The sequence below is a fragment of the Selenomonas sp. F0473 genome (assembly GCF_000315545.1).
Classification (GTDB): Bacteria; Bacillota; Negativicutes; order Selenomonadales; family Selenomonadaceae; genus Centipeda.
In genome coordinates this window covers 896,179-920,521 of sequence record NZ_JH992902.1, presented here as the reverse complement: position 1 = coordinate 920,521, position 24,343 = coordinate 896,179, and the positions used below count along the sequence as shown (strand labels likewise).

The 24,343-nt window shown below is 62.5% G+C and carries 17 protein-coding genes and 1 other RNA gene; 17 read left to right on the top strand and 1 reads right to left on the bottom strand.

Annotated features, from left to right (window positions below; translation table 11 throughout):
• Positions 1-105: 105 nt before the first annotated feature.
• From cobN to HMPREF9161_RS04160, 14 genes are all read left to right on the top strand, one after another.
• Positions 106-3,789, top strand: a complete 3,684-nt coding sequence (cobN, locus tag HMPREF9161_RS04225) for a cobaltochelatase subunit CobN (protein WP_009728446.1) — start codon at positions 106-108, stop codon at positions 3,787-3,789.
• A complete protein-coding gene (locus tag HMPREF9161_RS04220; protein ID WP_009728445.1) occupies positions 3,782-4,780 on the top strand; it encodes an ABC transporter substrate-binding protein in 999 nt (332 codons plus the stop codon). The genes cobN and HMPREF9161_RS04220 overlap by 8 nt, the downstream gene beginning before the upstream one ends.
• Positions 4,777-5,757, top strand: a complete 981-nt coding sequence (locus HMPREF9161_RS04215) for an ABC transporter substrate-binding protein (protein ID WP_037348575.1) — start codon at positions 4,777-4,779, stop codon at positions 5,755-5,757. The genes HMPREF9161_RS04220 and HMPREF9161_RS04215 overlap by 4 nt, the downstream gene beginning before the upstream one ends.
• Before the next feature lie 84 nt (positions 5,758-5,841).
• Positions 5,842-7,731, top strand: coding sequence for a TonB-dependent siderophore receptor (locus HMPREF9161_RS04210; RefSeq protein ID WP_009728443.1), 1,890 nt, complete (start codon positions 5,842-5,844; stop codon positions 7,729-7,731).
• Positions 7,732-7,752: 21 nt separating this feature from the next.
• Complete coding sequence (locus tag HMPREF9161_RS04205) at positions 7,753-8,772, top strand: ATP-binding protein (protein ID WP_009728442.1); 1,020 nt, start codon at positions 7,753-7,755, stop codon at positions 8,770-8,772.
• 49 nt (positions 8,773-8,821) lie between these two features.
• Positions 8,822-10,732, top strand: a complete 1,911-nt coding sequence (locus HMPREF9161_RS04200) for a VWA domain-containing protein (protein ID WP_009728441.1) — start codon at positions 8,822-8,824, stop codon at positions 10,730-10,732.
• 284 nt (positions 10,733-11,016) lie between these two features.
• The gene (locus HMPREF9161_RS04195; protein ID WP_009728440.1) at positions 11,017-11,853 is read left to right on the top strand and encodes an ABC transporter ATP-binding protein; all 837 of its coding nucleotides are present in this window, start codon (positions 11,017-11,019) and stop codon (positions 11,851-11,853) included.
• Positions 11,850-12,659 carry an AAA family ATPase gene (locus HMPREF9161_RS04190; protein WP_009728439.1) on the top strand — a complete coding sequence of 270 codons (810 nt, stop codon included), beginning with the start codon at positions 11,850-11,852 and terminating at the stop codon, positions 12,657-12,659. Before HMPREF9161_RS04195 ends, HMPREF9161_RS04190 begins: the two co-directional genes overlap by 4 nt.
• On the top strand, positions 12,649-13,947 hold the full coding sequence (locus HMPREF9161_RS04185; protein WP_009728438.1) for a nitrogenase component 1: 1,299 nt from the start codon (positions 12,649-12,651) through the stop codon (positions 13,945-13,947). The genes HMPREF9161_RS04190 and HMPREF9161_RS04185 overlap by 11 nt, the downstream gene beginning before the upstream one ends.
• A complete protein-coding gene (locus HMPREF9161_RS04180; RefSeq protein WP_009728437.1) occupies positions 13,940-15,235 on the top strand; it encodes a nitrogenase component 1 in 1,296 nt (431 codons plus the stop codon). The genes HMPREF9161_RS04185 and HMPREF9161_RS04180 overlap by 8 nt, the downstream gene beginning before the upstream one ends.
• Positions 15,228-16,262 (top strand): iron ABC transporter permease, encoded by a 1,035-nt coding sequence (locus tag HMPREF9161_RS04175; RefSeq protein ID WP_009728436.1) that lies wholly within the window; start codon positions 15,228-15,230, stop codon positions 16,260-16,262. The genes HMPREF9161_RS04180 and HMPREF9161_RS04175 overlap by 8 nt, the downstream gene beginning before the upstream one ends.
• Positions 16,263-16,275: 13 nt before the next feature.
• Positions 16,276-17,301 carry a radical SAM protein gene (locus HMPREF9161_RS04170; protein WP_009728435.1) on the top strand — a complete coding sequence of 342 codons (1,026 nt, stop codon included), beginning with the start codon at positions 16,276-16,278 and terminating at the stop codon, positions 17,299-17,301.
• Positions 17,302-17,375: 74 nt separating this feature from the next.
• Positions 17,376-19,328 (top strand): TonB-dependent siderophore receptor, encoded by a 1,953-nt coding sequence (locus HMPREF9161_RS04165; protein ID WP_009728434.1) that lies wholly within the window; start codon positions 17,376-17,378, stop codon positions 19,326-19,328.
• 50 nt (positions 19,329-19,378) lie between these two features.
• Entirely contained in the window at positions 19,379-21,397 is a 2,019-nt protein-coding gene (locus HMPREF9161_RS04160) for a TonB-dependent siderophore receptor (protein ID WP_009728433.1), read from the top strand.
• Positions 21,398-21,575: 178 nt separating this feature from the next.
• On the opposite strand, the gene ssrA is transcribed toward HMPREF9161_RS04160, so the two are convergent.
• Positions 21,576-21,927, bottom strand: a transfer-messenger RNA (tmRNA) gene (gene ssrA, locus HMPREF9161_RS09720).
• Between the two features lie 148 nt (positions 21,928-22,075).
• Between ssrA and lpxC the strand changes: the two genes are divergently transcribed.
• The 3 genes from lpxC (at position 22,076) to lpxA (ending at position 24,328) form a co-directional block, all read left to right on the top strand.
• Positions 22,076-22,921, top strand: coding sequence for a UDP-3-O-acyl-N-acetylglucosamine deacetylase (gene lpxC, locus HMPREF9161_RS04155; protein WP_009728432.1), 846 nt, complete (start codon positions 22,076-22,078; stop codon positions 22,919-22,921).
• A complete protein-coding gene (fabZ, locus tag HMPREF9161_RS04150; RefSeq protein WP_009728431.1) occupies positions 22,902-23,342 on the top strand; it encodes a 3-hydroxyacyl-ACP dehydratase FabZ in 441 nt (146 codons plus the stop codon). The genes lpxC and fabZ overlap by 20 nt, the downstream gene beginning before the upstream one ends.
• 173 nt (positions 23,343-23,515) lie before the next feature.
• Positions 23,516-24,328 (top strand): acyl-ACP--UDP-N-acetylglucosamine O-acyltransferase, encoded by an 813-nt coding sequence (lpxA, locus tag HMPREF9161_RS04145; protein ID WP_009728430.1) that lies wholly within the window; start codon positions 23,516-23,518, stop codon positions 24,326-24,328.
• The last annotated feature ends 15 nt before the right edge of the window (positions 24,329-24,343 follow it).

The following is a 24,343-nucleotide window of genomic DNA, read 5'->3' as shown; positions in this document are numbered from 1 at the left end:
CGGCGCGGTCGGAACATATGCCGGAGATACTGTGAGCACCGAGAATCCACCGAAGGGTGGATTTTTTTATTGCCCGAAGCATTATAATAAGGAGTTATCGGCGTTATGCATATCGCCTTTTATACCAACGTTTCCCGGAATTTCTACATGGCGGGGCGGTCCGCGCTGCCGGCCGGCGTCTCCTGCGCGGCATACTATGTGCAGGGCGAAGACGAATGGTCGCGGGAGCACATGCGCGTCTGCGCGGCGGCGGACGTCGTGCTCTTCCTATGGATGGGGACGGGGCTTGACCGCCCGTTCCTGCAGCGGGCGTCGGCCTATCTGCTGCGCGCGGAGAAACGTCATGCGTTCCTCGTCGAAAACAGCGGCGCGGAGCGTATTTCGCATGGGATAACGGACGGCGAGCTGATGGAGCTGCGCCGCTATTTCCGCTTTGACGGCGAGGAGAACGTCCGCGGGGCGATGCTCTATCTCGCGGCACGGTTCGGCGGCTATGAGGGGGAGGTGCCCGCGCCGCAGGAACAGCCGTGGCACGGCGTATGGCACCCGGACTACGGCGGGGACTGCGCCGACATCGCGGCGTACCGTACGGCGCATATCGACCCCGCGCGCCCGACGGCAGGCATCGTGTTCTACCGCTCCGAATGGATGATGGGGGATTTCACCTATCATACGGCGCTCGTGCGCGCGTTTGAGGCGGCGGGGCTGAACGTCGTTCCCGTCTTTACGAATACGCTGGCGAACGCAGAGCTCGGCGCGCCGCCCTTTGCCGAGACGCTCCGGCGGTATTTTTACCGTGACGGGCAGCCGACGGTTGACGTCGTGGTGAGCTGCCTCAAGTTCTCTCTGCATGCGGCGGGGACGGCGATAGAGGAACTCGTCCGGCTCGGCGTGCCGTGGCTGCAGGCGTATACGATTCTCGCCGAGCGCGCGGAGTGGGAGGATTCGCCGCTCGGGATGAACGCGATGGAGGTCTCCATCAGCGTGAGTCTGCCGGAGTTCGACGGCGCTATCCACGCCGTGCCGATTGCGGCGAAACAGCGCATGGAGGACGGGCTCTCCGTCTATGTGCCGCTGACGGAGCGTATGAAACTCCTCGCGCGGCGGGCGCGGCGCTATGCCATGCTGCGGCGCAAGGAGAATGCCGAGAAGAAGATTGCGGTCATCTTCCACAACTACCCGCCGACGAACGCGAGCATCGGCAGCGCGGCGGGGCTGGATTCGCCCGAGAGCGTCGTGCGCCTCCTGCGCGCGATGGGAGATGCGGGCTACCGTGTGGAGAACATCCCAGAGACGGCGCAGGCGCTCATGGACGACATCACGGCGCAGGCGACGAACGACCGCCGCTATCTGACCGACGAGCAGATCGCGCATGCCTGCGGGCGGCTCTCTGTGGCGGACTACCGCGATTACTTTGAAACGCTCCCCGCGCGCGTCCGGGAGCGCATGCGCGCGGACTGGGGCGAACCGCCGGGCGATGTGCTCGTCGCGGATGATGCGTTCATCCTGCCCGGCATCGAAAAGGGAAATATCCTCATTACGATACAGCCGCCGCGCGGCTTTGGCGAAGACCCCGGGAAACTCCTGCACTCGCCCGACGCCGCGCCGACGCATCACTACCTCGCGTTCTATCACTGGCTGCGCACGGTGCGCCGGGTGGACGCCGTGGTACACGTCGGGACGCACGGCTCGCTCGAATGGCTCCCGGGCAAGAACGCGGGGCTCTCGCCCTCGTGCTATCCCGATATCTCCATCGGCGACCTGCCCGACATCTATCCCTACTGGATGACGATTGTCGGCGAGGGCATTCAGGCGAAACGGCGCGGGGCGGCGTGTCTCATCAGTCATCTCTCGCCGCCGATGAGCCTCGCGGGAGCGTGCGACGACATCGCAGAGCTTGAGCGGGCGCTCGATGAGTACGGGCATTTCGTCCGCACGCAGCCGGAGGCGGCGGACGCTGCGGCTGAGCTCGTGCGCGAGGCGGCGCGCGCGGCGCATCTCGAGGATGAGGTGCCGGAGGAGGAGGACTTCGACGCATACGCGCTGCGCCTGCACAACTACGTGACCGACCTCAAGAACCTGCAGATTCGCACGGGGCTCCATGTCCTCGGGCGCATGCCGCCCGAAGAGGACCGCGTCGACTATGTGAAATCCCTCGTCCGTATGGATAACGGCGACATCCCTGCGCTGACGCGCGTGCTCGCGGCGGGGCAGGGGCTGGACTACGACGCGCTGCTGGATGCGGGCGGCACGCTCCTCCCCGACGGCACGACCTACGGCATGGCGCTCGACCGCCTCGAAGAACTCGGCACGCGGCTCGTCGCCGCACTGATGGCGGAGGATTTCGCACCGGATGCCGCCGATGCGGTGATGAAAGCGGTTACGCGGGAGGAGTGCGGCGCAGAGACGCGGCCGCAGCTCGCGCGCGTCCTCTCGTATATCTGCATGGATGTCGTGCCGAACCTCAGGCGCACGGACGAGGAGATAACGCATACGGTGACGGCGCTCTCGGGCGCCTACATCGAGCCTGCGCCGGGCGGCGCGCCGTCAAGCGGCGGGGCAGACCTCCTGCCGACGGGACGCAATTTCTTCGGCATCGACCCGCGAACGCTCCCGTCGCCCGCAGCGTGGGAGCTCGGGCGGCAGCTCGGCGACGCCGTCATCGAGGACTATATCCGCACGGAGGGGCGTTATCCCGAGGCGGTCGGCATTGTGCTCTGGGCGGGTTCGAACATGCGCAGCCACGGTCAATGTATCGCGGAGTTCCTCTATCTCATGGGCATCCGCCCCGTATGGCAGCAGCCGAGCGGGCGCGTGCGCGATATCGAGGTCATCCCGCTGGCGGAGCTCGGGCGCCCGCGCATCGACGTGACGGGGCGCATCAGCGGCCTCTTCCGCGATACGATGCCCGACGGCGCGCGCTGGCTGGACGAGGCGGCGCGCATGGCGGGCGCGCTCGACGAATCCCATGAGGAGAACTACATTCGTAAGCACATGGAGGAGGACGCGGCGGAGCTCATCGCGGCGGGCGAAGAGGAGGCTGCGGCGTGGGAGAAGGCGTCCTACCGTATCTTCGGCGACCCGCCGGGCGCGTACGGCGCAGGCATCGGCGCGCTGTTGGAATCCAAGGAATGGGAGACCCTCGATGACCTCGCCGCGGTCTATACGCGGTTCTCGGGACATGCCTACAAGGACGGCGTCTGCGGCAACTACGAGCCGGAGATTTTCCGCCGGCGCATGGCGGGGCTCGAAGTCACGATTAAGAACGAGGACAACCGCGAGACGCATATGTTCACGTCCGACGATTTCAACGCGTACCATGGCGGTATGATTGCGACGGTGCGCGCCCTCACGGGGAAAGCGCCGCGCTCCTACAGCGGAGACAGCTCCGACCGGCGGCGCACGTGTGTCCGCACGGTGCAGGCGGAGGCGAAACGCATCTTCCGCGCCGAGGCGATGAACCCGAAGTTCATCAACGGGATGAAGAAACACGGCTACAAGGGCGCCTCCGACCTCGCCTCCTATCTCGCGCACAGCTACCAATGGGACGCGACGAGCGCGGTCATGGAGGACTGGATGTACGAGAAGTACGCGGAGAAATACGCGCTTGATGAGGAGATGCGGGCGTGGATGAACGAGGTCAACCCGTGGGCGCTGCACCGCATCGCGGAGACGCTGCTGGAGGCGGCGCACCGCGGGCTGTGGCAGGCGGAGGAAGAGACGCTCGCGCAGCTGCGGGAGCTCTATCTGTCAATGGAAGGAGAGCTGGAGGAACGTGCGGATGGATAAAGGACGACGGAGCGCTGCGGCGCTGCTCCTCGTGCTCATGCTAATGCTCGCCTGCGCGGGCTGCAGGAGCGAGGAGGCGGCAAAGCCCACCGAAAAACATTTCGTCACCGACGCGCAGGGGACGCGGGTCGAAGTGCCGGCGAAGGCGCAGCGCATCATGACCTACTCGATGTCGATGGACGAGCTGCTGCTCGGGCTCGTCGAGCCGGAGCGCATGATTTCGATTGACGAGCTGCACACCGACCCCGCGCGCTCGAACGTCGCGGCACTGGCGCAGCGCGTGCCGAACGCAATCCCACGGATGCCCTCGGTGGAAAAGGCGGCGTCGATGAACCCCGACCTCATCTTCACCGTCCCCTTCATGCCGGCTGAGCAGGTCGACGCGCTGCGCGCGCTCGGGATTTCGGTCGTCGCCTGCCGGCAGGTACGCGACCTCGACGACATCGTCTTCAACATCCGCCTCGCGGCGGATGCGGTCGGCGAGCCCGAGCGCGGCGAAAAGCTCGTCGCGATGATGCAGGAGGGGCTCGACGACCTCAAACGGCGCGTCGAGGAGGTCCCCGCGGAGCAGCGCGGCAAGAGCGTCGCCTTTGTCTCCATCATGGCGGGCTACGGCGGCGCGGGGTGCAGCTTTGACATCATGTGCAATTACGCGGGGGCAATCAACGCGAAGGCGGCGGCGGGGAATAAGAGCGGGCAGGTCATGACGAAGGAACAGCTCGTCGCGGCGAATCCCGACTACATCTTCCTGCCGACGTACCGCATCCCGTCTTCCAATGAGGAGACCTACGGGCGCGAGTATGTGAGCGACCCGTCGCTCGCGCAGATGACGGCGGTGCGCGAGGGGCATATCAAGCATCCGTGGGGGCACTATCTCTATGACGGCTCGCAGAACGTCGTGTTCGGTGCGCAGGAGACGGCGGCGATGCTCTACGGCGACGCGTTTGCCCAGCCGACCAACCGGCATCTGTCTGCTGTGGAGGATGAATGATGAAATTTCTTCGATTGATCGTCGTATTCTTTCTGCTGCTTCCGCTGGCGGGCTGCGGCAAAGATACGGCGCAGAATGCCGCGTCGGGCGGTTACGACGTTACGGACATCCAAGGGCATGTCACGCACTTTGCGGAAAAACCGCAGCGCATCGTGACGCTCTCGCTCAGCACCGACATCACCATGCTCGGGCTGGTTGAACCCGAGCGTATGGCAGCGGTCAACGCGCTTGCGGACGATCCCGTCAGTTCGAACATCCCGGAGATCGCCCGGCAGATTCCGGAGAAGATCGGCATGCCGACGAGCGAGCAGCTCATGGCGCTGCATCCCGACCTCGTCGTTGCGCCCGACTGGGGGGATATCACCATTGTCGACAGCCTGCGCGATCTCGGCATCCCCGTCGTCGTCTGCAAGGGCGTACGCAGTATCGACGAGATCCGCGAGACGGTCACGCTCCTCGCCGCGGCCGCGGGAGAGCCGGCGCGCGGGGAAGACCTCGTGCGGCAGATGGACGAGAAACTCGCCGCGCTCAAAAATCGGACGGATGCCATTCCTGCGGCGGAGCGCAAGACCGTCGTCCTCATCTCCCTCATGAGTTCGTACGGCGGCATCGGATCGACCTTTGACGACGCGTGCGGCTATGCGGGAGTGAAGAACGGTATGGCGGAGCTGGGGATTCATACGGGGCAGGTTATGACGAAGGAGCAGCTCGTCTCGATCGATCCCGACATCCTTTTCCTGCCGACCTACAACGCGCACGGCACTTACGACGTGGCCGCGTTCCGCCAGAAATATCTCGGCGATCCCGCGCTCGCCACACTGAAGGCAATCAAGACGGGCGCGCTACGCGAGCCGCGCGAGGGCTACATCTACAACGGCTCGCAGGACGTCGTATTCGGCGCGCAGGAGATCGCGTATATGGCGTACGGCGACGCGTTTGCGCAGCCCGACGGACTGCATCTGACGGCGGTCAAGTAGCGGACAGTCAGATATGCGCGCCCGTCCTCTATGAGGCGGACGCGATGATATACACGGCGCTTTAAGAAATTTGGAGGAACTGAAATGAACGCATGGAACACAAAGAATGCACAGCGGAAACTCTCGGCTGCCGTCGCAGCCGCCCTGCTGACGGGGGCGTATTGCGGCAGCAATGTATATGCGGAAGAATATCAAGATAGCGATACATATACATTGCCGGATATCGTTGTGACGGCGGAGCGCATTCCCACGCCGATTGCGAAGACGGCGGCGAACGTCGCGGTCGTGACTGCCGAGGAGATTACGGAGAACCGGTACCGCGACGCTGCGGAGGCGCTCTCCCATGTGAACGGCGTCGTCGTCATGAAGTCCGGTATGCAGGACATGGTGCGCCTGAACGGCGACGACCGCGTGCTCGTGCTCGTCGACGGCCGACGCATCAACAGCGACCAGGGGACGGGGAGCGGCAGAGCGGGCGCATCGCTGAAGGAAGTGCCGCCCATGTCGATGATCGAGCGCATCGAGATCGTGAAGGGCGCCGGATCCGCACTCTACGGCAGCGATGCGGCGGGCGGCGTGATAAATATCATCACGAAACGCGGCAAGGAGAACCGCACGACGCTCGATGTGGCGGCAGGCGCGTGGAGCACGCAGGAGTACCGCGTCATGCACGAGGGCAGCGCGGGCGATTGGCGCTGGACGATTGCGGGCGGCATCGACCGGCGCGGCTATATGCGTTACAAATCGGACGGCGAGACGCGGAAAATGCCGGACAGCGATTACCGCAACAACGAACTGAGCCTGCGCGTCGATAAGAAGCTCGGCGCGGGCGATTCGCTGACGCTTTCCGTCGTTCATCATACGCTCAGCGGGGACAGCCACAATCTGCAATTCAGGAACACCAATCATGTGGATCGGCTTTATAACGATTGGAGCGCTTCGTACAATTTTAAGGAAAATACGACGACGCCGGGCGTTCTGCGCGTCTTTGACAACTATAAATCCATGAAGTTCAGCGGGGCGTTCCAATCCCGCCTCACGGGCGTCGACTATCAGAACGGCTGGCAGATCGATCCCAATAACCGCCTCGTCGCCGGCCTGGAATGGCACCGCAGCAGCTCGACGAACCTTGCGAACGGATATGACGGGGAGAAACTGACGAATACGGCGGCCTACGTGCAGGATACCTTAGAGATGGGGAAATGGTCGGTCATCCCCGGGCTGCGGATGGATCATCACAGCGAGTTTGGCACGCATTACTCGCCGAAACTCGCCGTGAACTACGCGGCGAGCGACAAGACGCAGCTCTACGCGTCGTGGGGCAGGGTGTTCGCCGCGCCGCAGGCGGACGACCTCTTTTACCACAGCGTCAGCATGTGGGGCGGCATGTACGGCAACCGCAATCTGAAACCGGAGAGCGGCCACACGGAGACCGTCGGCGTGCGCCATGCGTTTGACGGGACGAAGTCCATTGAGGTCAGCGCGTTCCGGAGCAAGATTCACGATGCGATTCGCTGGGTTTCTCCAAATTGGTCGGACTATTACGCGACGAATATCGACTTGGAGAAGAAGCGCGGGCTGGAACTGACCTATCGGCAGGAACTGAGCAAGGCGTGGAGTTATGATCTCGGCTACTCTTACATTCGTACGGAGCGTGACAGAGGGACGGGACAGGGGCTTGTTTGGGAGAACTCGAATACCCGACCGAACGGTTACCGTATCGGCGTTCACTATGGGGCGGGCGCATGGAAGGCCAATTTGTTCGCGACGATGGGCGCCGGGCTGGACCGCACTCTTTTTGGACAGAAAAGTTATACGATCGTCGATCTGAATGTCGATTATGCGATCGACGCGCATACGAACGCCTATGTGAAGCTGCTGAATCTCACAAATGCACAGTACCCCGTCTATAACAGCAAGTATTACCCGGGGCCGGGGCGGTTCTTCCAAGCGGGGCTGACTTACGAGTTCTAAGATATTAGACTGAGGTTTTTGATGAAACAGGAGTATACATATCCCTTTGCGGCCATCGTCGGGCAGGAGGAGATGAAACTTGCGCTCATCCTGAACGTCATTGACCCGACGCTCGGCGGCGTGCTGCTGCGCGGGGAGAAGGGCACGGCGAAATCGACGGCGGTGCGCTCGCTCGCGGCGCTCCTGCCGCCGCTGCGCACGGTGCGCGGCTGCCGCTACCGGTGCGCGCCGACGGGCGGATCGCTCTGTGCCGACTGCGCGGAGAAACGCGCGGCGGGGGAAACGCTCGCCGAAGAGCCGCGCCCCATGCGCGTCGTGGAACTGCCCGTGAACGCGACGGAGGACCGCGTCGCGGGGACGCTCGACATCGAAGCGGCCATCCTCGAGGGGAAGAAAAAATTTGAGCCGGGCATCCTTGCCGCGGCGAACCGCAATATTCTCTATGTGGACGAGGTGAACCTGCTGGAGGACCACATCGTGGACATCCTCCTCGATTCGGCGGCGATGGGCGTCAATACCGTGGAGCGCGAGGGCGTCTCCTATGCGCATCCCGCGCGGTTCGTCCTCGTCGGGACGATGAATCCCGAGGAGGGCGAGCTGCGCCCGCAGCTGCTTGACCGATTCGCGCTGTCCGTGGAGATTCGCGGGGAGCGCGACGCCGCGCAGCGCGCCGAGGTTGTGCGTCGCCGGCTCGCCTATGAGCGCGACCCTACGGCATTTGCAGAGGACTATGCTGCGGAGCAGGCGGCGCTCGCCGCGCGCATCATCGCGGCGCAAGAGCGGCTTGTATCGCTCGTGCCGGATGATGAGAGCATCGACAAGGCGGCGCGGATCTCTCTCGAACTCGGCGTTGACGGTCACCGCAGCGACATTGTGCTCATCAAAACGGCGCTTGCGCATGCCGCCTATGCGGGGCGTGCCGGCATCACGGCGGATGATCTGCGCGCGGCGGCACATCTCGCGCTTGCGCACCGTGTGCGCCGCCGTCCGTTTGAGGAGACGGTCATCGACTGGGCGCGCGTGGAGGAGATTCTCGCATGATATTTTTTCTGTGCGCGGCACTGTGTGACTTGCGGCGTTGGGAAATGCGATGAAACATATTGTTTATCCCATGTCCGCCATCGTCGGACAGGAGGCGGCAAAACGAGCGCTCTTGCTCGCTCTTGTGAATCCGCGCGCGGGCGGACTTCTCCTCTCGGGCGCGCAGGGGACGGCGAAGACACTCCTCGCGCGCGCGGCGGGGGCACTCCCGCAGGTGGGGCGGCTCACGCAGCTCCCGCTCGGCGCGACCGACGATATGGTATTCGGCGGCGCGGACATTGAGCGGCTGCTTGTGGACGGCGTACGCGCGGCGCAGGCGGGGATTTTGCAGCGTGCGGCGGGCGGGATGCTCCTGCTCGACGAGGCAAATCTGCTGCCGCGCCCGTTTCTCCATGCGGCGCTTGCAGCGGCGGCGCAGGATGCCTCCCTTGTTCTCGTCGGGACGATGAATCCCGCCGAGGGAACGCTGCCCGCCGCCGTGCTGGACGGGTTCGGCATGTTCGTCTCGCTCTCGGGGGCGGACGATGCGGCGGAACGGCGCGCCATTGTGCGTCGTGCCTGTGCTTACAGCCGCGCCCCCGAGGCGTTTGCCGCGGACTATCGTGCGGCGGATGAGGAGCTGGGCGCGTCCGTTGCGGCGGCGCGGGAGCGTCTTGCTGATGTCGTTGTGTCCTCCGCGATGCGCACGCTTGCGGCGGAGTTCGTCGTGCGGGCCCGCTGTGCAGGCAACCGCGCGGAGCTCTTTTTAACGGAGGCGGCGCGCGCTGCGGCGGCGCTCGCGGGACGCTCCTATCTCCTGCCCGCCGACATGGAGGAGGCGGCGCTCTACGTTCTGCCGCACCGTATGAGCGCGCCACCCGAGATGCCCGCGCCCCCGCCGACCGCGGAGGAAAGCGAGGGGGACGGCGGGCAGGATGCGGACGATACGCCGCAGGAAGAGCAGGGGCAGGACGCGCCGCAGGGCGACAGCCCCGATGCGGGAGATACGGCGGAGGAAGATTCCCATGCAGACGAATCCCCGACCGAGGAGCCCGCGGAGGAAAGCGCGGACGAGGGCGGAGATGCTGACGATACGGCGCCGCCGCCTCCTGCGGGGGCGGGGATGGACACGGTCTTCGACGCGCTCGCCCGGATGACGATGCCGCTGTTGGACTTTGCGGCAGAGCTGCGCGCCGCGGGTACGGGCAGCGGGAAACGGCTGACGGCGGCGAGTGCGGCGGGCGGGCGCATGGTTCGCGACGCCGCCGCGCGGGAACGGGAGCGCGATATCGCGCTCGCCGCGACGCTGCGTGCCGCCGCGCCCTATCAGCGGCTGCGTCGGAGGGCGGCAGACAGGCGGCGCATCGTCATCGCGCGGAGCGACCTGCGCCGTGCGGTGCGCGAGCGCAGGCGCGGGGCGAACATTCTCTTCGTCGTGGATGCGAGCGGGTCGATGGCGGCGCGCGCGCGGATGCGCGCGGTGAAGGGGGCGATGCTCGCTCTCCTGCGCGAGGCCTATGTGCGGCGCGACCGCGTGGGGCTCGTCGCGTTCCGCCGCGACCGCGCCGAGACCCTCCTGCCGTTGACGCGCAGCGTGGAACTCGCGCAGCGCCTGCTGCGGGAACTGCCGACGGGCGGGCGCACGCCGCTCGCGGCGGGGCTCTCGGAGGCGCTCGCACACCTCGCGGGGGCGGCGCGGCGCGGCGAGCTCGCGGAGACGCTGCTCGTCGTCCTCACGGACGGACGGGCGACCGCCGCGCCGGAGGGCGAAGACCCCGCGCAGGCGGCGCTTGCGGCGGCCGAGGCCGTCGGGCGTACCGGCGTCCGCGCCCTCGTCCTCGATACCGAGCAGGATTTTGTACGGCTGCATCTTGCAGCGCAGGTTGCGGCGAAGATGCATGCGCCGTGCTACACGCTTGAAGAACTTTCTGCGGAGCGGATTTTACATATCGTAGGCGTGACGCGGGATTTTGGCGCCTAGCGTCGTCATTTTTGGCAAACGCTTCGTCGACGTAGGTCTCATCTACGCCTTCCTCGCGTCTGCCTCAATTCCTAGCTATGCATCCAAACTTCCGCGTCACTCAGGCTGCGGAAATGAGGGGGTGGCATGACGTGGGGATTGTTTGCATGCCAATCTTTTAGGACGATATGACCGTGCCGTAAGGCGTCTGCCGCAGCGATTTTTAAGCCGTGCTTTTTTCGCAAGGCAGATGCCTTACGGCAATCAGCACCCGATAAACTATTTCCCTTGAAAGGAGGTCTTTTATGAACGCTGTTCTTGAGGCGCGCGATTTGTCTGTGGGCTACGCGCGGCACCGAACGATTCTGCGCCATATGAATTTCAGCGTGCAGCGCGGCGAACTCATCGGCATCATCGGTTCGAACGGCGCGGGCAAAAGCACCCTCCTCAAGACGATGCGCGGCCTCCTCCCGCCCCATGCGGGCGAGGCGCTCCTCTACGGGCGCCCCGTCGATACGTACGGCGAGAAGGACTGCGCGCGCCTCGTATCCTACCTCCAACAGCAGGTTGCCATCTCCTTCGGCTACACGGCGCACGACATCGTCATGGCGGGGCGCTACCCCTATCTGAAATTCTACGAACAGGAGGGTCCGGAGGACGAAGCGATCGTGCGCGCCGCGATGGCGTACACGGGCGTCTGGGACATCCGCGACAAGGCGGTGCAGGAGGTCTCGGGCGGCCAGCGCCAGCGCGTCCTGCTCGCAAAGATTCTCGCGCAGCAGGCGCCGCTCCTCCTGCTTGACGAGCCGGCGACGGGGCTGGATTTCATTTACCAAGAAGAGATTTTCCGCCTGTGCAGCGACCTCTGTGCCGCGGGGCGCACTGCGATGCTCGTCGTGCACGAGCTCTCGCTTGCCGCGCGGTTCTGCTCGCGGCTCCTGCTCATCGGCGCGGACGGCATTGTGGCGGACGGCACGCCGGAAGAGGTCATGCGCGAGGAGACGCTTTCCCGTGCGTACGGCACGCCCGTGCGCGTTGCGGAGAACGCGCAGACGGGGCATATCGAAGTGTTCACAGAGGCGGAGCGGCGCGCGCTCTCGCCGCTGCTCGCGGTACCTGAGGAAAAAGGGGCGAAGGTATGAAGAAAATCGCGTTTTACGGCAAGGGCGGCATCGGCAAATCGACGACGGCGTCGAACGTCTCGGCCGCATTTGCGGAGATGGGGCGGCGCGTCTGTCAGATCGGCTGCGACCCGAAGAACGATTCCACGCGCCTCCTGCTCGGACGCATCTGCAAAGAGACGGTGCTTGATATCGAACGCGAGAAAAAGGGTGCGGCGGAGCTCTCGGATATCGTTCATACGGGCTGGCACGATATCAAGTGCATTGAGGCGGGCGGCCCCGACCCCGGCGTCGGCTGCGCGGGGCGCGGCATCATCGTCGCGCTTGAGCGGCTGAAGGCGCTGCACGCCATCGAAGACGAAGATATCGTGCTCTACGACGTGCTCGGCGATGTGGTCTGCGGCGGGTTCGCCGTGCCGATTCGCGAGGGCTACGCGACGGAAATCTACATCGTCTCCTCGGGCGAGCTGATGAGCCTCTACGCGGCGAACAACATCGCCAAGGGCGTTGCGCGGTTCGCCGCGCGCGGCAGCGTCCGGCTCGGCGGCATCATCGGCAACAGCCGCAACGTCGCGCGCGAGGAGGAGCTCCTCACGGCATTCGCCGAACGTCTCAATACGCGTCTCATCGCATTCGTCCCGCGCGCGCAGGTTGTCCATGCGGCGGAGATTCGGCGCAAGACGGTCATCGAATACGCGCCCGAGGATGCGCAGGCGGAGATCTACCGCGCGCTTGCGCGCGCGATTGAGACGAACGATCGGCTCTCCGTCCCGCAGTCGATGGAGTTTGAGGAGCTGGAGGCGCTGGTGGAATCCTATGGCAACTGAGGCAAAGCGGCTCATCTTCCGCCGGACGAACTGCAGCTGCGCGATGCCGGGCGTCTGGCGCGCGCTCGCCTATGTGCGCGGCGCGGCGGTCGTGTTCCACAGCCCGCGCGCGTGCGCTCATATCGCGCGCACACTTGAGACGGGGGCGCATTACCGCGGCATGGCGCGCGGCGCCGCGTGGGAGGAACAGGCGATTCCCCTCTATGTGAGCGGGATTGCGGAGGATGAGGCGGTGTTCGGCGGCGAGGAGCTGCTGCGCCGCTGTCTCGCGCATGTCGTGCGCGATGCGCGGCCGGAGGCTATCTTCATCGTCTCGTCGTGCGTGGCGGGTGTCATCGGCGACGACGCGGAGCGCATCGCGGAGGAGGCCGCAGAGGAATACGGGATGCCCGTCATCGCGCTGAAATCGCACGGGTTCCTCGACGGCGAGTATTTCGGCGGCTACTTGGAGACGATGCGGCTGCTTGCCGTGCACTTTATGCAGCCGGCGGCGGAGAAGGTCAAAGGGCGCGCCGTCCTCCTCGGCGACTGCGGCGGCGCGTCGGGCGAGTACGTCCGCGAGGTGCGGCGGCTGCTCGCGGCGCTCGGGATGCACGACATCCTCCAGTTCCCCTCCTACCTCTCGCTTGCCGAGCTCTCCGACGTCCCCGCCGCGGAGTTCTCCGTCCTGCTCGGCAGGGAGGGGGACGCGGCGCACGAGAAGGAGGTGCGGGACTTTGCAGAGCTCCTCACAGCGCGGTTCGGCATCGTCTGCGCGGGGGATATCTACCCCGTCGGCATGGAGGCGACCCTGCGCTGGATTGCGCGTATCGGGCAGCTCACGGGCCGCACGGCGGAGGCGGAAGAGCTCATTGGAGAGGAGTGTGCGGCGTTTGACACGGCGATTGCCGCGGGACGGGACGCTCTTGCGGGCAAGCGCGCCGTGCTCGCCGTGGGGCGCGCCGTGCGGTATTTTCGGCCGGAGCCCGTCTGCCGGCTGCTCGCGGAACTGGGCGTTGTGCTCGCAGGCGTGGTGATTCTCGACGCCTATCTGCCGGAGGACCGCGCGGAGATGGAGCGGCGCGCGCGGGAGGCGAGCCCTGCGCCCGTGATTGCAGAGCGCGATGCGGAGCCCGCGTATCGGGCGGCGGACTTCGTGCTGACGACGCATGAGCTCGCGAATCCGCATCTGCGTCAAATCTTCCTGCCAATGCTGCCCGTAGCGGGGCGGCGCGGCGAAGAACTGCTCATCGACTGTATGCGCCGCTGCGCGGCGCGGCGGCGGGAAGGGGGCGTGCTCTATGCCTGAAGACGCGTTTCAAAGCGTCTGCCGGCATTCGGATTCCTGCGCGCTCGCGGGTGCCGCCGGATTTTTCGCAGGGATTGAGGACGCGCTCATCGCCGTCAACGGCCCGATGTGGTGCTATTTTTACGCGATGCGGACGCTCGAACAGGAATGTCCGATGATTGCGCAGCGCATGATTTCAACGCAGCTCGACAACGACGCCATTGTGTTCGGCGCGGAGGAGTACATCCGCGAGACGCTCGCGCCGCATCTCGACCCGTCGCCCGCTCTGCTCGCGGTGGAGAACAGCTGCGCGGCGGGGCTCATCGGCGACGATGTGCGGAGCATCGCGCGCGGCATGGGCTTTCCCCGCGTCGCCGCCTTTGATAGCGGCGGGCTCGGCGGCATGTTTGCCGCGGGCTATCGAAAAGCCGCCCGCGCCTGTATGGAGGAGATCGCCCCCCGGAGGGCGGCGCGGACGCCCGGACGCGTCAACCTCCTCGGGCTGACGCCCGCCTATCTGCGCGCGGGGAATGATCTGTGCGAGCTGATGCGGCTTCTCGAACTGTCGGGCTATACGATCGGCGCGCCGGTGGGCGGCGGATGTACGGCGGCGGAGCTCGAGACGCTGGGCACGGCGGAGCTGAACATCGTCGTTCACGCCGAACTCGGCGCGGAGCTTGCGGCATATTTGGAGCAAACGACCGATGTGCCGTACATTGCGCCGCTTCCGCCGTACGGCGTCGAGGGAACGCGCCGCTGGCTCACGGAGATCAACGATGCCCTGCGCGCGCCGCGTATCGACGCCGCGCTTACCGAGGCGGAGCGGGTACAGTGGCAGATCTTCTTCCGCATCAACGCGGCAAAGAGCATGTGGGGCGATCTCTGGTATGAGCGCGCCGTCATTGCGGCGCCGCCGTCCGCGGCGCTGGGCATCGCGCACGCGCTGCGCGGCGAGTGGGCGGACATGGGGCACCTCGCTGTGCTGACAGAGGACTTCGGCGGCATGGCGGAACGGTACGGCGCGGATATTGCGGACGAGACCGCCGCGCCCGAGAGCGCGGCGGGGCGGGCGGCGATTGCGGCGCTCAGCGAGGGGCTGTTCCTCGGGAGCGGCAGCGAGACCGCGGGGCTCCCGCATGAGGATGTCGTCGCACGGTTCCATATCGCACAGCCCGTGCCAGACGCCCTGTTTTTGACCGATGCGCCGCTCATGGGGCTGCGCGGCGCGGCATACGCGCAGGAATATCTTTGGAATGATTTTATCCGCCGGACCATCCGTCGAGCGGAAAAGGGGGGAGACCATGCCTAGAAAGTTTTCTCTGCGGACGCTCGCGCCCGTCATGGGCGTGCTGCTTATCCTCGTGTCGCTGTTCTCGCTCTCATGGGGACAGTTCGACATCTCGTTCGTGCAGGTGCTCGCCTCGCTCGCGCACGCAGCGGGGCTGCCCGTGCTCGCGGACATCGCGGTCTCGCCGGAGCAGGAGGCGGTGCTTTGGCATATCCGGTTCCCCCGCACATTTGTCGGACTGATGGTCGGCGCGAGCCTCGGCGCGTCGGGGACGGTTATGCAGGGCATCTTCAGCAATCCGCTCGCCGACCCCGGCATCATCGGCGTCTCAAGCGGCGCGGCGGTCGGCGCGGTCATCGCCATCTCGCTGGGGCTTTCGGAGGAGAGCATGTTCTTCCTGCCGATGTTCGCGTTTCTCGGCTCGCTCGCAGCGGTCTCGCTCACGGTCATGCTGTCCATGCGGCACGGCAAGATTCCCGTGATGATGCTGCTCCTCGCGGGCGTCGTCGTCGGCATGCTGCTCGGCGCGATTACGGCGGGCATTTTGACCGTCATCAGCGAGCAGAAAATGCAGCAATACCTCTTTTGGACGATTGGCAGCCTCGACTATCGCCGCTGGGAGCACGTCCTGCTCGGCGTGGGTCCCATCTGCATCGGGCTTGCCGTCATGCTCTTCATGGCGCGGCACCTCAACATCCTCGTCCTCGGCGACGTGGAGGCGCGCGCCGTCGGGATGCCCGTCACGCGCTACCGGCTCCTCCTGCTTGCCGTCGCGTCCATGACGACGGCGACGGGCGTCTGCATCAGCGGCAACATCGGTTTTGTCGGGCTCATCGTGCCGCATATGATGCGCATGATTGTCGGTCCCGACCACAGGCGGCTGCTCCCCGCGAGCATCCTCGCGGGCGGGATGCTGCTCGTCTTCTGCGATACGCTCGGACGCGTCGTCCTCGACCCGATTGAGATTCGCGTCGGCATCATGACCGCGCTGCTCGGCACGCCGTACTTCCTCTATCTCCTGCGGAAGAATCGGCGGATGCTGTCGTGACGGGGCGGCGTAGATGAAACACTGCAAGCTGCTCGTGCTCGCGCTGACGGGGGACTGCAACTTCGCCTGCCGTTACTGCTACGCGGCGGAGATGCGGCGCGAGACCATGGATTTTGAGACGGCGCAACGCGCGCTCGCGCTCGCCGCGGCGGGCGGCACGCCCTTCGTCCTCCAGTTCAGCGGCGGAGAGCCGATGCTCGCGTTTCCCCTGATCGAAGAAATCGTACGCTATGTCGAGGCGGAGCGCATCCCCGCGCGGATGCAGGTGCAGACGAACGGCTCGCTCCTCACCGAAGAGCGGGCGCGCTTCCTGCACCGGCACCGCGTCGGCATCGGCGTCAGCATCGACGGGCGCGCGGCGGTGCATGACTGCCTGCGCAAGCTCCCGAACGGTACGGGTTCTTTTGCCGCCGTCATGCGCGGCATGGAGGTACTGCGCGCCCTGCGGATTCCCGTCGGCGTGACCGCGGTCGTCTCGCGCGAGAATGTCCGCGACCTCCCGGGGCTCGCCGAGCTCGCATACTACCTCGGCAACGTGCGGCGCATCGGGCTCGACCTCCTGCGCGGGCAGGGGCGCGGCAGAGGGCTCGTCCCCGCAGGGGAGGCGGAGACCGCGGCGGCGGTCACGGCGCTCTGCCGCCGCCTCGACGAACTCGCCGCGCTCACGGGCATCCGCATCGCGCTCACGCAGACGGAACGCTGCGGCGCGCTCGTGAGCGGGCGCATGGAGGCGTTCGAACACTGCTTTGTTCTGCGCGGTGAGGCGGCGTTCGTACAGGCGGACGGCGGCATCTATGCCTGTTCCTCGTTCTTCGGGGACCCGCGGTTCTACCTCGGCGATGTCATGCAAGGCATCTCCGAGGAGCGCGCGCAGGCGGTCGCCGCGCTCGTATACGACGGAATGGCGCGCTGCCGCGCCTGCGATGCACTCGCCGCGTGCGGCGGCGGATGCTTCGCCCGTATGCACGGCGCGCCCGCAGGTGGTGCCGAATGCGGCATGAAGCGCGCCGTCATCGCACATGCGGCGGGCGGCGCATAAAGAAATCTCTCTCATGCAACAACCGGCATGTAAAGATAGATGAACTATTATTTTCTAGGGAAAGGAAATGTTTTATGAAGAAGGGGCTCTTACAGACATTGATTGTCACCGCAATTCTCTCCGGCATGAACGGAGTTGTGTCCGCCGGGGGGGGACAAAACACCTCAAAACTTGATGAGTATACGCTTGACGATGTGGTCGTTACCGCGCAGCGCGTCGAGACCAAAGATTTGGACACACCCGCGACGACGACGGTAATTACCGCGCAGCAGCTGAAGGACACAGGGGCAACGACGACCTATGAAGCCATTGAACGTGTTCCGGGGCTGAATGCCTTTTCGTACGGTCAAGGCGGCGAAGCATATGGCGGCATGTTTTCACGTATCAACATCCGTGGGCTTGACCGAGGCACATTGATGCTGATTGACGGTGTGCCCGCCAACATGCTTAACTATAATTCTTTTTTGAATACTATTCCTGTCGACTCTATTGAAAAAATTGAGATTGTCAAAGGTGCGGGATCGGTTCTTTACGGTGCCGATGCATTTGGCGGAGTGATTAACATCATCACAAAGAAGTCTGAGGGCAAAAAGGTACGGGGCAGTGTGTCGGGAACAATCGGCAGCTATGAGAAAAACTATGCGGTTACCGTCGGAAATGAGGATGTCACGCTCACTTATCAGCGTGATTACCGCAAACCTGTGCATCAGATCGGGCGTATTTATACAACAGGGACATCGCGCAAAGCGCGTGCGAACGGGACAAAGGATTATGTATTCTTAAACCTGCGATTGAGCGATAAGCTGACGGCGAACTACTCTTATGCCGATACAAATTCTGAGTATGATACATTTAAGTATGATGGGGGAGGGACGAAAGATTGGACAAAACCGGAATACCGCTACCACTGGGATCTCAAGACACAGCGGGTCGGTCTTACCTACGATGACAGCGACAGACAGTGGCGTACGAAGTTCGCATGGGCACGTCAGACTATCCGACCTTTTGCCGGCAATGGTACGACAAATACAGATTCGAACAGCTACCATTTTGAGACTCAGAAAGCGTGGGATTTGCGGGGGGGCAAGGATAATCTGGTCAGCGGCCTAGAGTTCCATAGTGAAAATGTCGAGGATCATACGAAGACGGAGGCGACGATGCGCCGCGATTCCTACGCCGCATTTCTTTCCTATACGCGGCAGTTCAACGATTATTTCTCAGCGACATTCGGGATGCGCGAGCATTTTGTTAAAGCGAACTCGTATGAGCAGCGTCAGAACGTATTCCTGCCGCAGATCCAGACACTCTATAAGATTTCACCGAAAGCCGTATGGTATGTCAATATAGGCAAATCGTTCGAGATGCCTGCGGTCAATTCGTGGTTCCCGGCCGCGACAAGAAAAGTTCTGAAACGCCAGCACGAGATGAAGCCCCAGGTTGGTTGGAATTACGAGACCGGACTGAAATTCGGCGATCAAAAAGAATCGGTTAAGCTTGCAGTATTCCGTATGATGGTGAAGAATAAATTTGTCTGGATCAAAGATCCAAGCGATCCGACGATATCTATTCAGGCCAATCAGGATGAGTTCCGCAATGTCGGTATGGAGCTGGAATACAATAAGCAGATCAACCCGCATCTGAGTGCGCGGATCGGCGGATATTATGCGAACCCGCAGGCAAGAGACGGACAGAAATGGAAGCAGGCGGATGCGCGTCAGCAGTATTTTTTAGGTCTCCAGTACCGGAATGCAAAACTGCGTGTAAATACGGATTGGTATATTACAGCCAAAAGGCAGGATGCATATTATCTCATGACCGGAAAAACGCAGACGCAGGCAAAGAGAGGACCGGATCATAGGGTACCAAACCGCATTGAGGGAAACCTGACGATGAGTTATGAAATGACGCCGGATCAGACCGTGTCCTTTGGTGTCTATAACATTCTCAACCGTGAGAACCCAATCAACGAATACGAGTATTGGTCGCTGCCGCGGAACTATCGTCTGTCCTACACCTATCAATTCTAAACGATTTAAGTGCGTGCCGTAGGGGCCCTAGACAATAAGGAGAAAATGTTATGAAGAAAAGTCTTTTGCAGACATTGATCATTACCGCAATTCTTTCCGGCATGAGCGGAGTTGTGTCCGCGGGAGAACAAGATACAACTGATCTTCCCGTGTATCATTTGGATGATGTCATCGTCACAGCGCAGCGCGTCGAGACAAAGGAACTGGATACCCCCGCGTCGACGACGGTAATTACGCATGAAGAGATTGCGCAGAGCGGCGCGAAGAGCGCCGCCGACGTGCTGAGTAAGGTCAACGGCTTTACCTACAAGTCTATGGGACAGGGCGGGGCATCCCTCGGCACGATGGTCAACGAGCTCAATATCCGCGGCGTGGACGGCGACGCGCTTGTGCTCGTCAACGGCAATCCGATTGCGTGGCGCGGCAAGTACAATCTCGACGCGATTGCGGCGGACAACATCGAGCGCATCGAGATCGTCAAGGGCAGCGGTTCCGTTCTCTACGGCAGCACGGCGGTCAGCGGCGTCGTAAACATCATCACGAAGAAGGGGGGAGAGAACTCCGTTACCGTCGGCGCGGGCAATTTCGGTCAGAGGGCGTACGGTGTCAGCGTGGGCGACGAGCGGTTTGGACTGAGCTATAATATGAACCGTTGGGGCGAAATCACTCGGCGCAGCACGACGGAAGTATCCGGAAAAGAGGTAAGACCCTCTAGAACCACTCTGACAGGGGCTTATTATACCGATATCGATAAGGTAAAGAAGGAGACAGTCGCCTTCAATTACCGCATCAGCCCCGTATGGGACGTCATGTATAATTATTACAATACCGAGTCCCGCTATAAGCGCTATATGGACGAGATATCCTATACGAGGTACGGCATCCGCTTAGGCGAGCCGTATAATATGCGCAAATATGACACGTCTCAGCATACAATACAGGCACATTTCCATGCGCATAATTGGAACATCGGGCTGTATTTCAATACGACCGATATCAATGCCGACGGCCCAACCTTCATCGGGGCGGACGGAAAGCATACGCCGAGCGGCGCGAAGAGCAGTAAAAACTGGTATCAAAGCCGAGAGCGCAACCGCACCTACGGCGTGGACGCACAGAAGCAGTGGAGAATCGGCGATAAGGCGAATCTAATTGCCGGGCTATCGTTGGAACGCGAAATTTATAAAAGCATACCGTCGCTGTCAGAGCCGAAGGCGTTAGATTATACGCGCAATAACTGGGGGCTGTTCGCACAGTGGACGCAGAAATTTGACGACCGCAATACGGGGGTATTTGGAGCACGCGAGACGTGGACAACAGGCGCGCAGTTTGGGCGAAACTATAATAACTTCAGCATGTCCGGGCAGTTCCTGCATAAGCTGAACCGCGACAGCAGCGTTTATATGAATGTCACGCAGTCCTTTAAGATGCCGGCGTTTTCCCAGATGTTCAACAAGACTGACATGGCAATTCCGAATCCCGGTCTCAAACCGCAGACGGGCGTGAACTATGAGATTGGCTGGAAAATGGACCGCGGCGCCCACAGCCTGCGGGCGGCGCTCTTCCATATCCGTATCAAGGATAATATCACGCCGCGCGTGACGGGGGGTGCCGGTAACCGCACCTATGTGTATATCAACGAGGACTACCGCAATACGGGGATTGAACTCTCGGACAAAATCGCCGGAAAAAATGGGTTCTCTTACCATTGGGGGCTGACTTGGCAAAATCCCGTAAGCCGCCAAAACACGGGAAAAACCTATTGGGATCGGAAATTCGGGAAAATCCAGCTCACGGGCGGCATTTCCTATGAGCGCGGCAAATGGACGTCCGCTCTCTCCGCTTCCTATCTCGGCAGCCGTGTTCAGACACCGTCGGGCGCCCACTCCACACCGGTCAGACCGTATCTGCTGACCTCGTGGAACACAATCTATCGCCCCGATGCGCACAGCGAGATTTCCCTTGCGATTGATAACCTGCTCGACCGTGAGGACGTGCTCTCGCACTCCAGCGCCTCCTATTGGGCGACACCGGCAAACTATATGCTGAACTATACCTATCGGTTCTAAATAAACGACGCCGCCGCAATTAAGAACAGGGGAGGATGCCCCATAGAGGTTATCCCATCCCGGCATATGAAAGTAAGGCTGCTCCGCACACGTGAAAACACGTCGGCGGGGCAGCCTTTTTCTCTCAACAAAAAAACCCGCCGGGGAAATTCCCCGCGCGGGTTTTGTCATATGCATTTGGTGGAGATGAGGAGAATCGAACTCCTGTCCGAAGATAACGTCACATGGAATTCTCCGAGCGCAGTCTGCGCTTTTCTTTAGGCGTCGCATCCCCCGCAGACAAGGTATGCGCCGCCGATCACGATGATGTTCCCCTGAGAGTTATCGTGCGATGGCTCCCGGGTATCCCGCGTTTGACCCCTTGCTCCGTCCGTGCGGGAGACGGTCGGAAAGGGGCTGGCTTAAGCCGCCAGAGCGTAGTCTTCGTTTGCTTTTATGTTTAATAAAAGTCTTCACCTTACTAACGGGTTGATGACCCCCCGGCTCGCTGTCCACATGCCGCCCATCCCCGTCGAGACCATTACATCCCCGATAATGGAAGCATGTCGTTTGCTTGCCTTTATACTACCAGAACAAACGAAGTCTGTCAAATCGAGTCCTTGCCCTTGCAAGTTCGGAAAATTTTTAGTATGATGTACCATGGATTGAAATGTGACAGAGCTTGCGGGAGGTAGTTGCTTGCAAAGAGAGAGAACGCTGGCGGCGCGAGCGGTCTATGAAGGCATCGGCCTGCATTCGGGCCGGCATGTGCGCATGGAACTCGCGCCGGCACCGCCCGGTTCGGGCATTCGGTTCGCACGCTCGGACATGCCGGAGGCGCCGCCCGTCGCCGCCGTTGCCGAGAATGTGACGGCGACGCTGCGCGCAACGACCATTGCGTCGGGCGCGCTCAAGTTTTTCACGATCGAGCATTTGATGAGCGCGCTGCATGTGCATGGCGTCGATAACTGCCTTGTGACGCTGGATGCCGAGGAGCCGCCCGTCGTGGACGGCAGCGCAGCGGCATTTTTTAGCCTCATTGCGGGCGTCGGGACGGTGGAGCAGGACGCGGAGCGCAGGACGACGGTCATCGACCGCATCTACCGTGTGGACGACGGCAGCCGGTTTGTAATGGCGCTGCCGTATGACGGCCTGCGCGTCTCGTTCACGTCGCTCAACGAGCATCCGCTCATCGGCGTGCAGTATTACGATGTGGAGGTTACGCCGGAGACCTACGCGCGGGAGATCGCGCCCGCGCGGACCATCGCCTATGAAAAGGAAGTCGAGGCGCTGCGCGCACACGGACTGGGGCTCGGCGGCTCGCTCGAGACGGTCATCGTCTACAACGACGAGGGCTGGGTGAACCCCCTGAATTTTTCCGATGAATTGGTGCGCCACAAGATCCTCGACATGATCGGGGACATCCGTTTGGCGGGAATCATCCGCGGGCATATCGTCGCGGTTGCGTCGGGGCATGCGCTCAACACGGCGCTGGCGAAGCAGATTGCAGAGAAGGGGAATAAGCATGACTTTGGACATCAATGAGATTCAGCAGATTCTGCCGCATCGTCCGCCGATGCTCCTTGTGGACCGCATCATAGATCTGGTGCCGTTCAAATCCGCGACGGGCATCAAGTGTGTGACGATGAACGAGCCGTTCTTCCTCGGGCACTTTCCGGGGCACCCGATCATGCCGGGCGTGCTGCTCCTCGAGGGGATGGCGCAGGTCGGCGGCGTCACGATGCTCTATCCGGCGGAGCACCGCGGCAAGATCGCGCTCTTCGGCGGCATGGAGAATGTGAAGTTCAAGCGTCCCGTCGTCCCCGGCGATGTGGTTGTGACGAAGGCGGAACTGGTGCGCGTGCGCGGCGTATTCGGCGTGCTGCATGCGGACGCTTATGTCGAGGATGATCTTGTCGCGTCCGCGGATTTCAAATTTGCTCTGAAAAAGGGCGATGAACTCTGAAAAAAGAGTCGTAAATAAAGGATAAAAGGACATAATTTGCTCTTGACGGGGAAACATTCTCGATTTCGGCGGATTTTTCAAGGTGAATACACACTGCCGCCGCAGGACTATATAAAGAGAGTGGACTATGTCTGCCCGGGCAGGAATTGTCGGGGCCAAAGGAGTTGAAAAAGATGACAGGCAGCAGCAAGGTTATCGCCTATATCCATGACACCGCCGTCGTAGCGCCGACGGCGCGCATCGCGCGGAATGTGGAGATCGGCCCCTACGCGGTCATCTCGGATCATGTTGAGATCGGCGAGGGAACGAAGATTGAACCCCACGCCGTCATTAAAGAGTGGACAAAGATCGGCCGGGACTGTCATATTTTCCAAGGTGCTTCCATCGGCGAGGTGCCGCAGGATCTGAAGTTTAAAGGCGAGAAGAGCTATACGTTCATCGGCGACCGGACGACGATCCGCGAGTGTGCGACGGTGCACCGCGCGACGGGTGAGGGTGAGGAGACGCGCATCGGCGACGACTGTCTGCTCATGGCATATACGCATATCGCCCACAACTGCATTCTCGGCAACCGCATTATCATGAGCAACGCCGCGATGCTCGCCGGGCACGCAATCGTCGAGGACGGCGTTGTGATCGGCGGCATGGCGGGGGTGCATCAGTTTGTGAAGATCGGGCGCAACGCGATGATCGGCGGCACGTCGAAACTCGTGCAGGACGTCGTGCCGTTCACGATGGTGGACGGCCACCCCGCGCGCGCCGTCGGCCTCAACAGCGTGGGCATCTCGCGTGCGGGCATTCCCGTGAATGTGCGCCGCCGCATCAAGCAGGCGTATAAGATCCTCTACCGCTCGGGGCTGAATCTCACGCAGGCGATTGCCGTCATCGAGCAGGAGGTGGACTCCTGCGAGGAGGTCGATCATCTCCTGCGGTTCCTCCGCAATGCGGAACGCGGCATCTGCCGGGAACGCCATGAGGACGAGTGAGGGGAGAAGAGATTC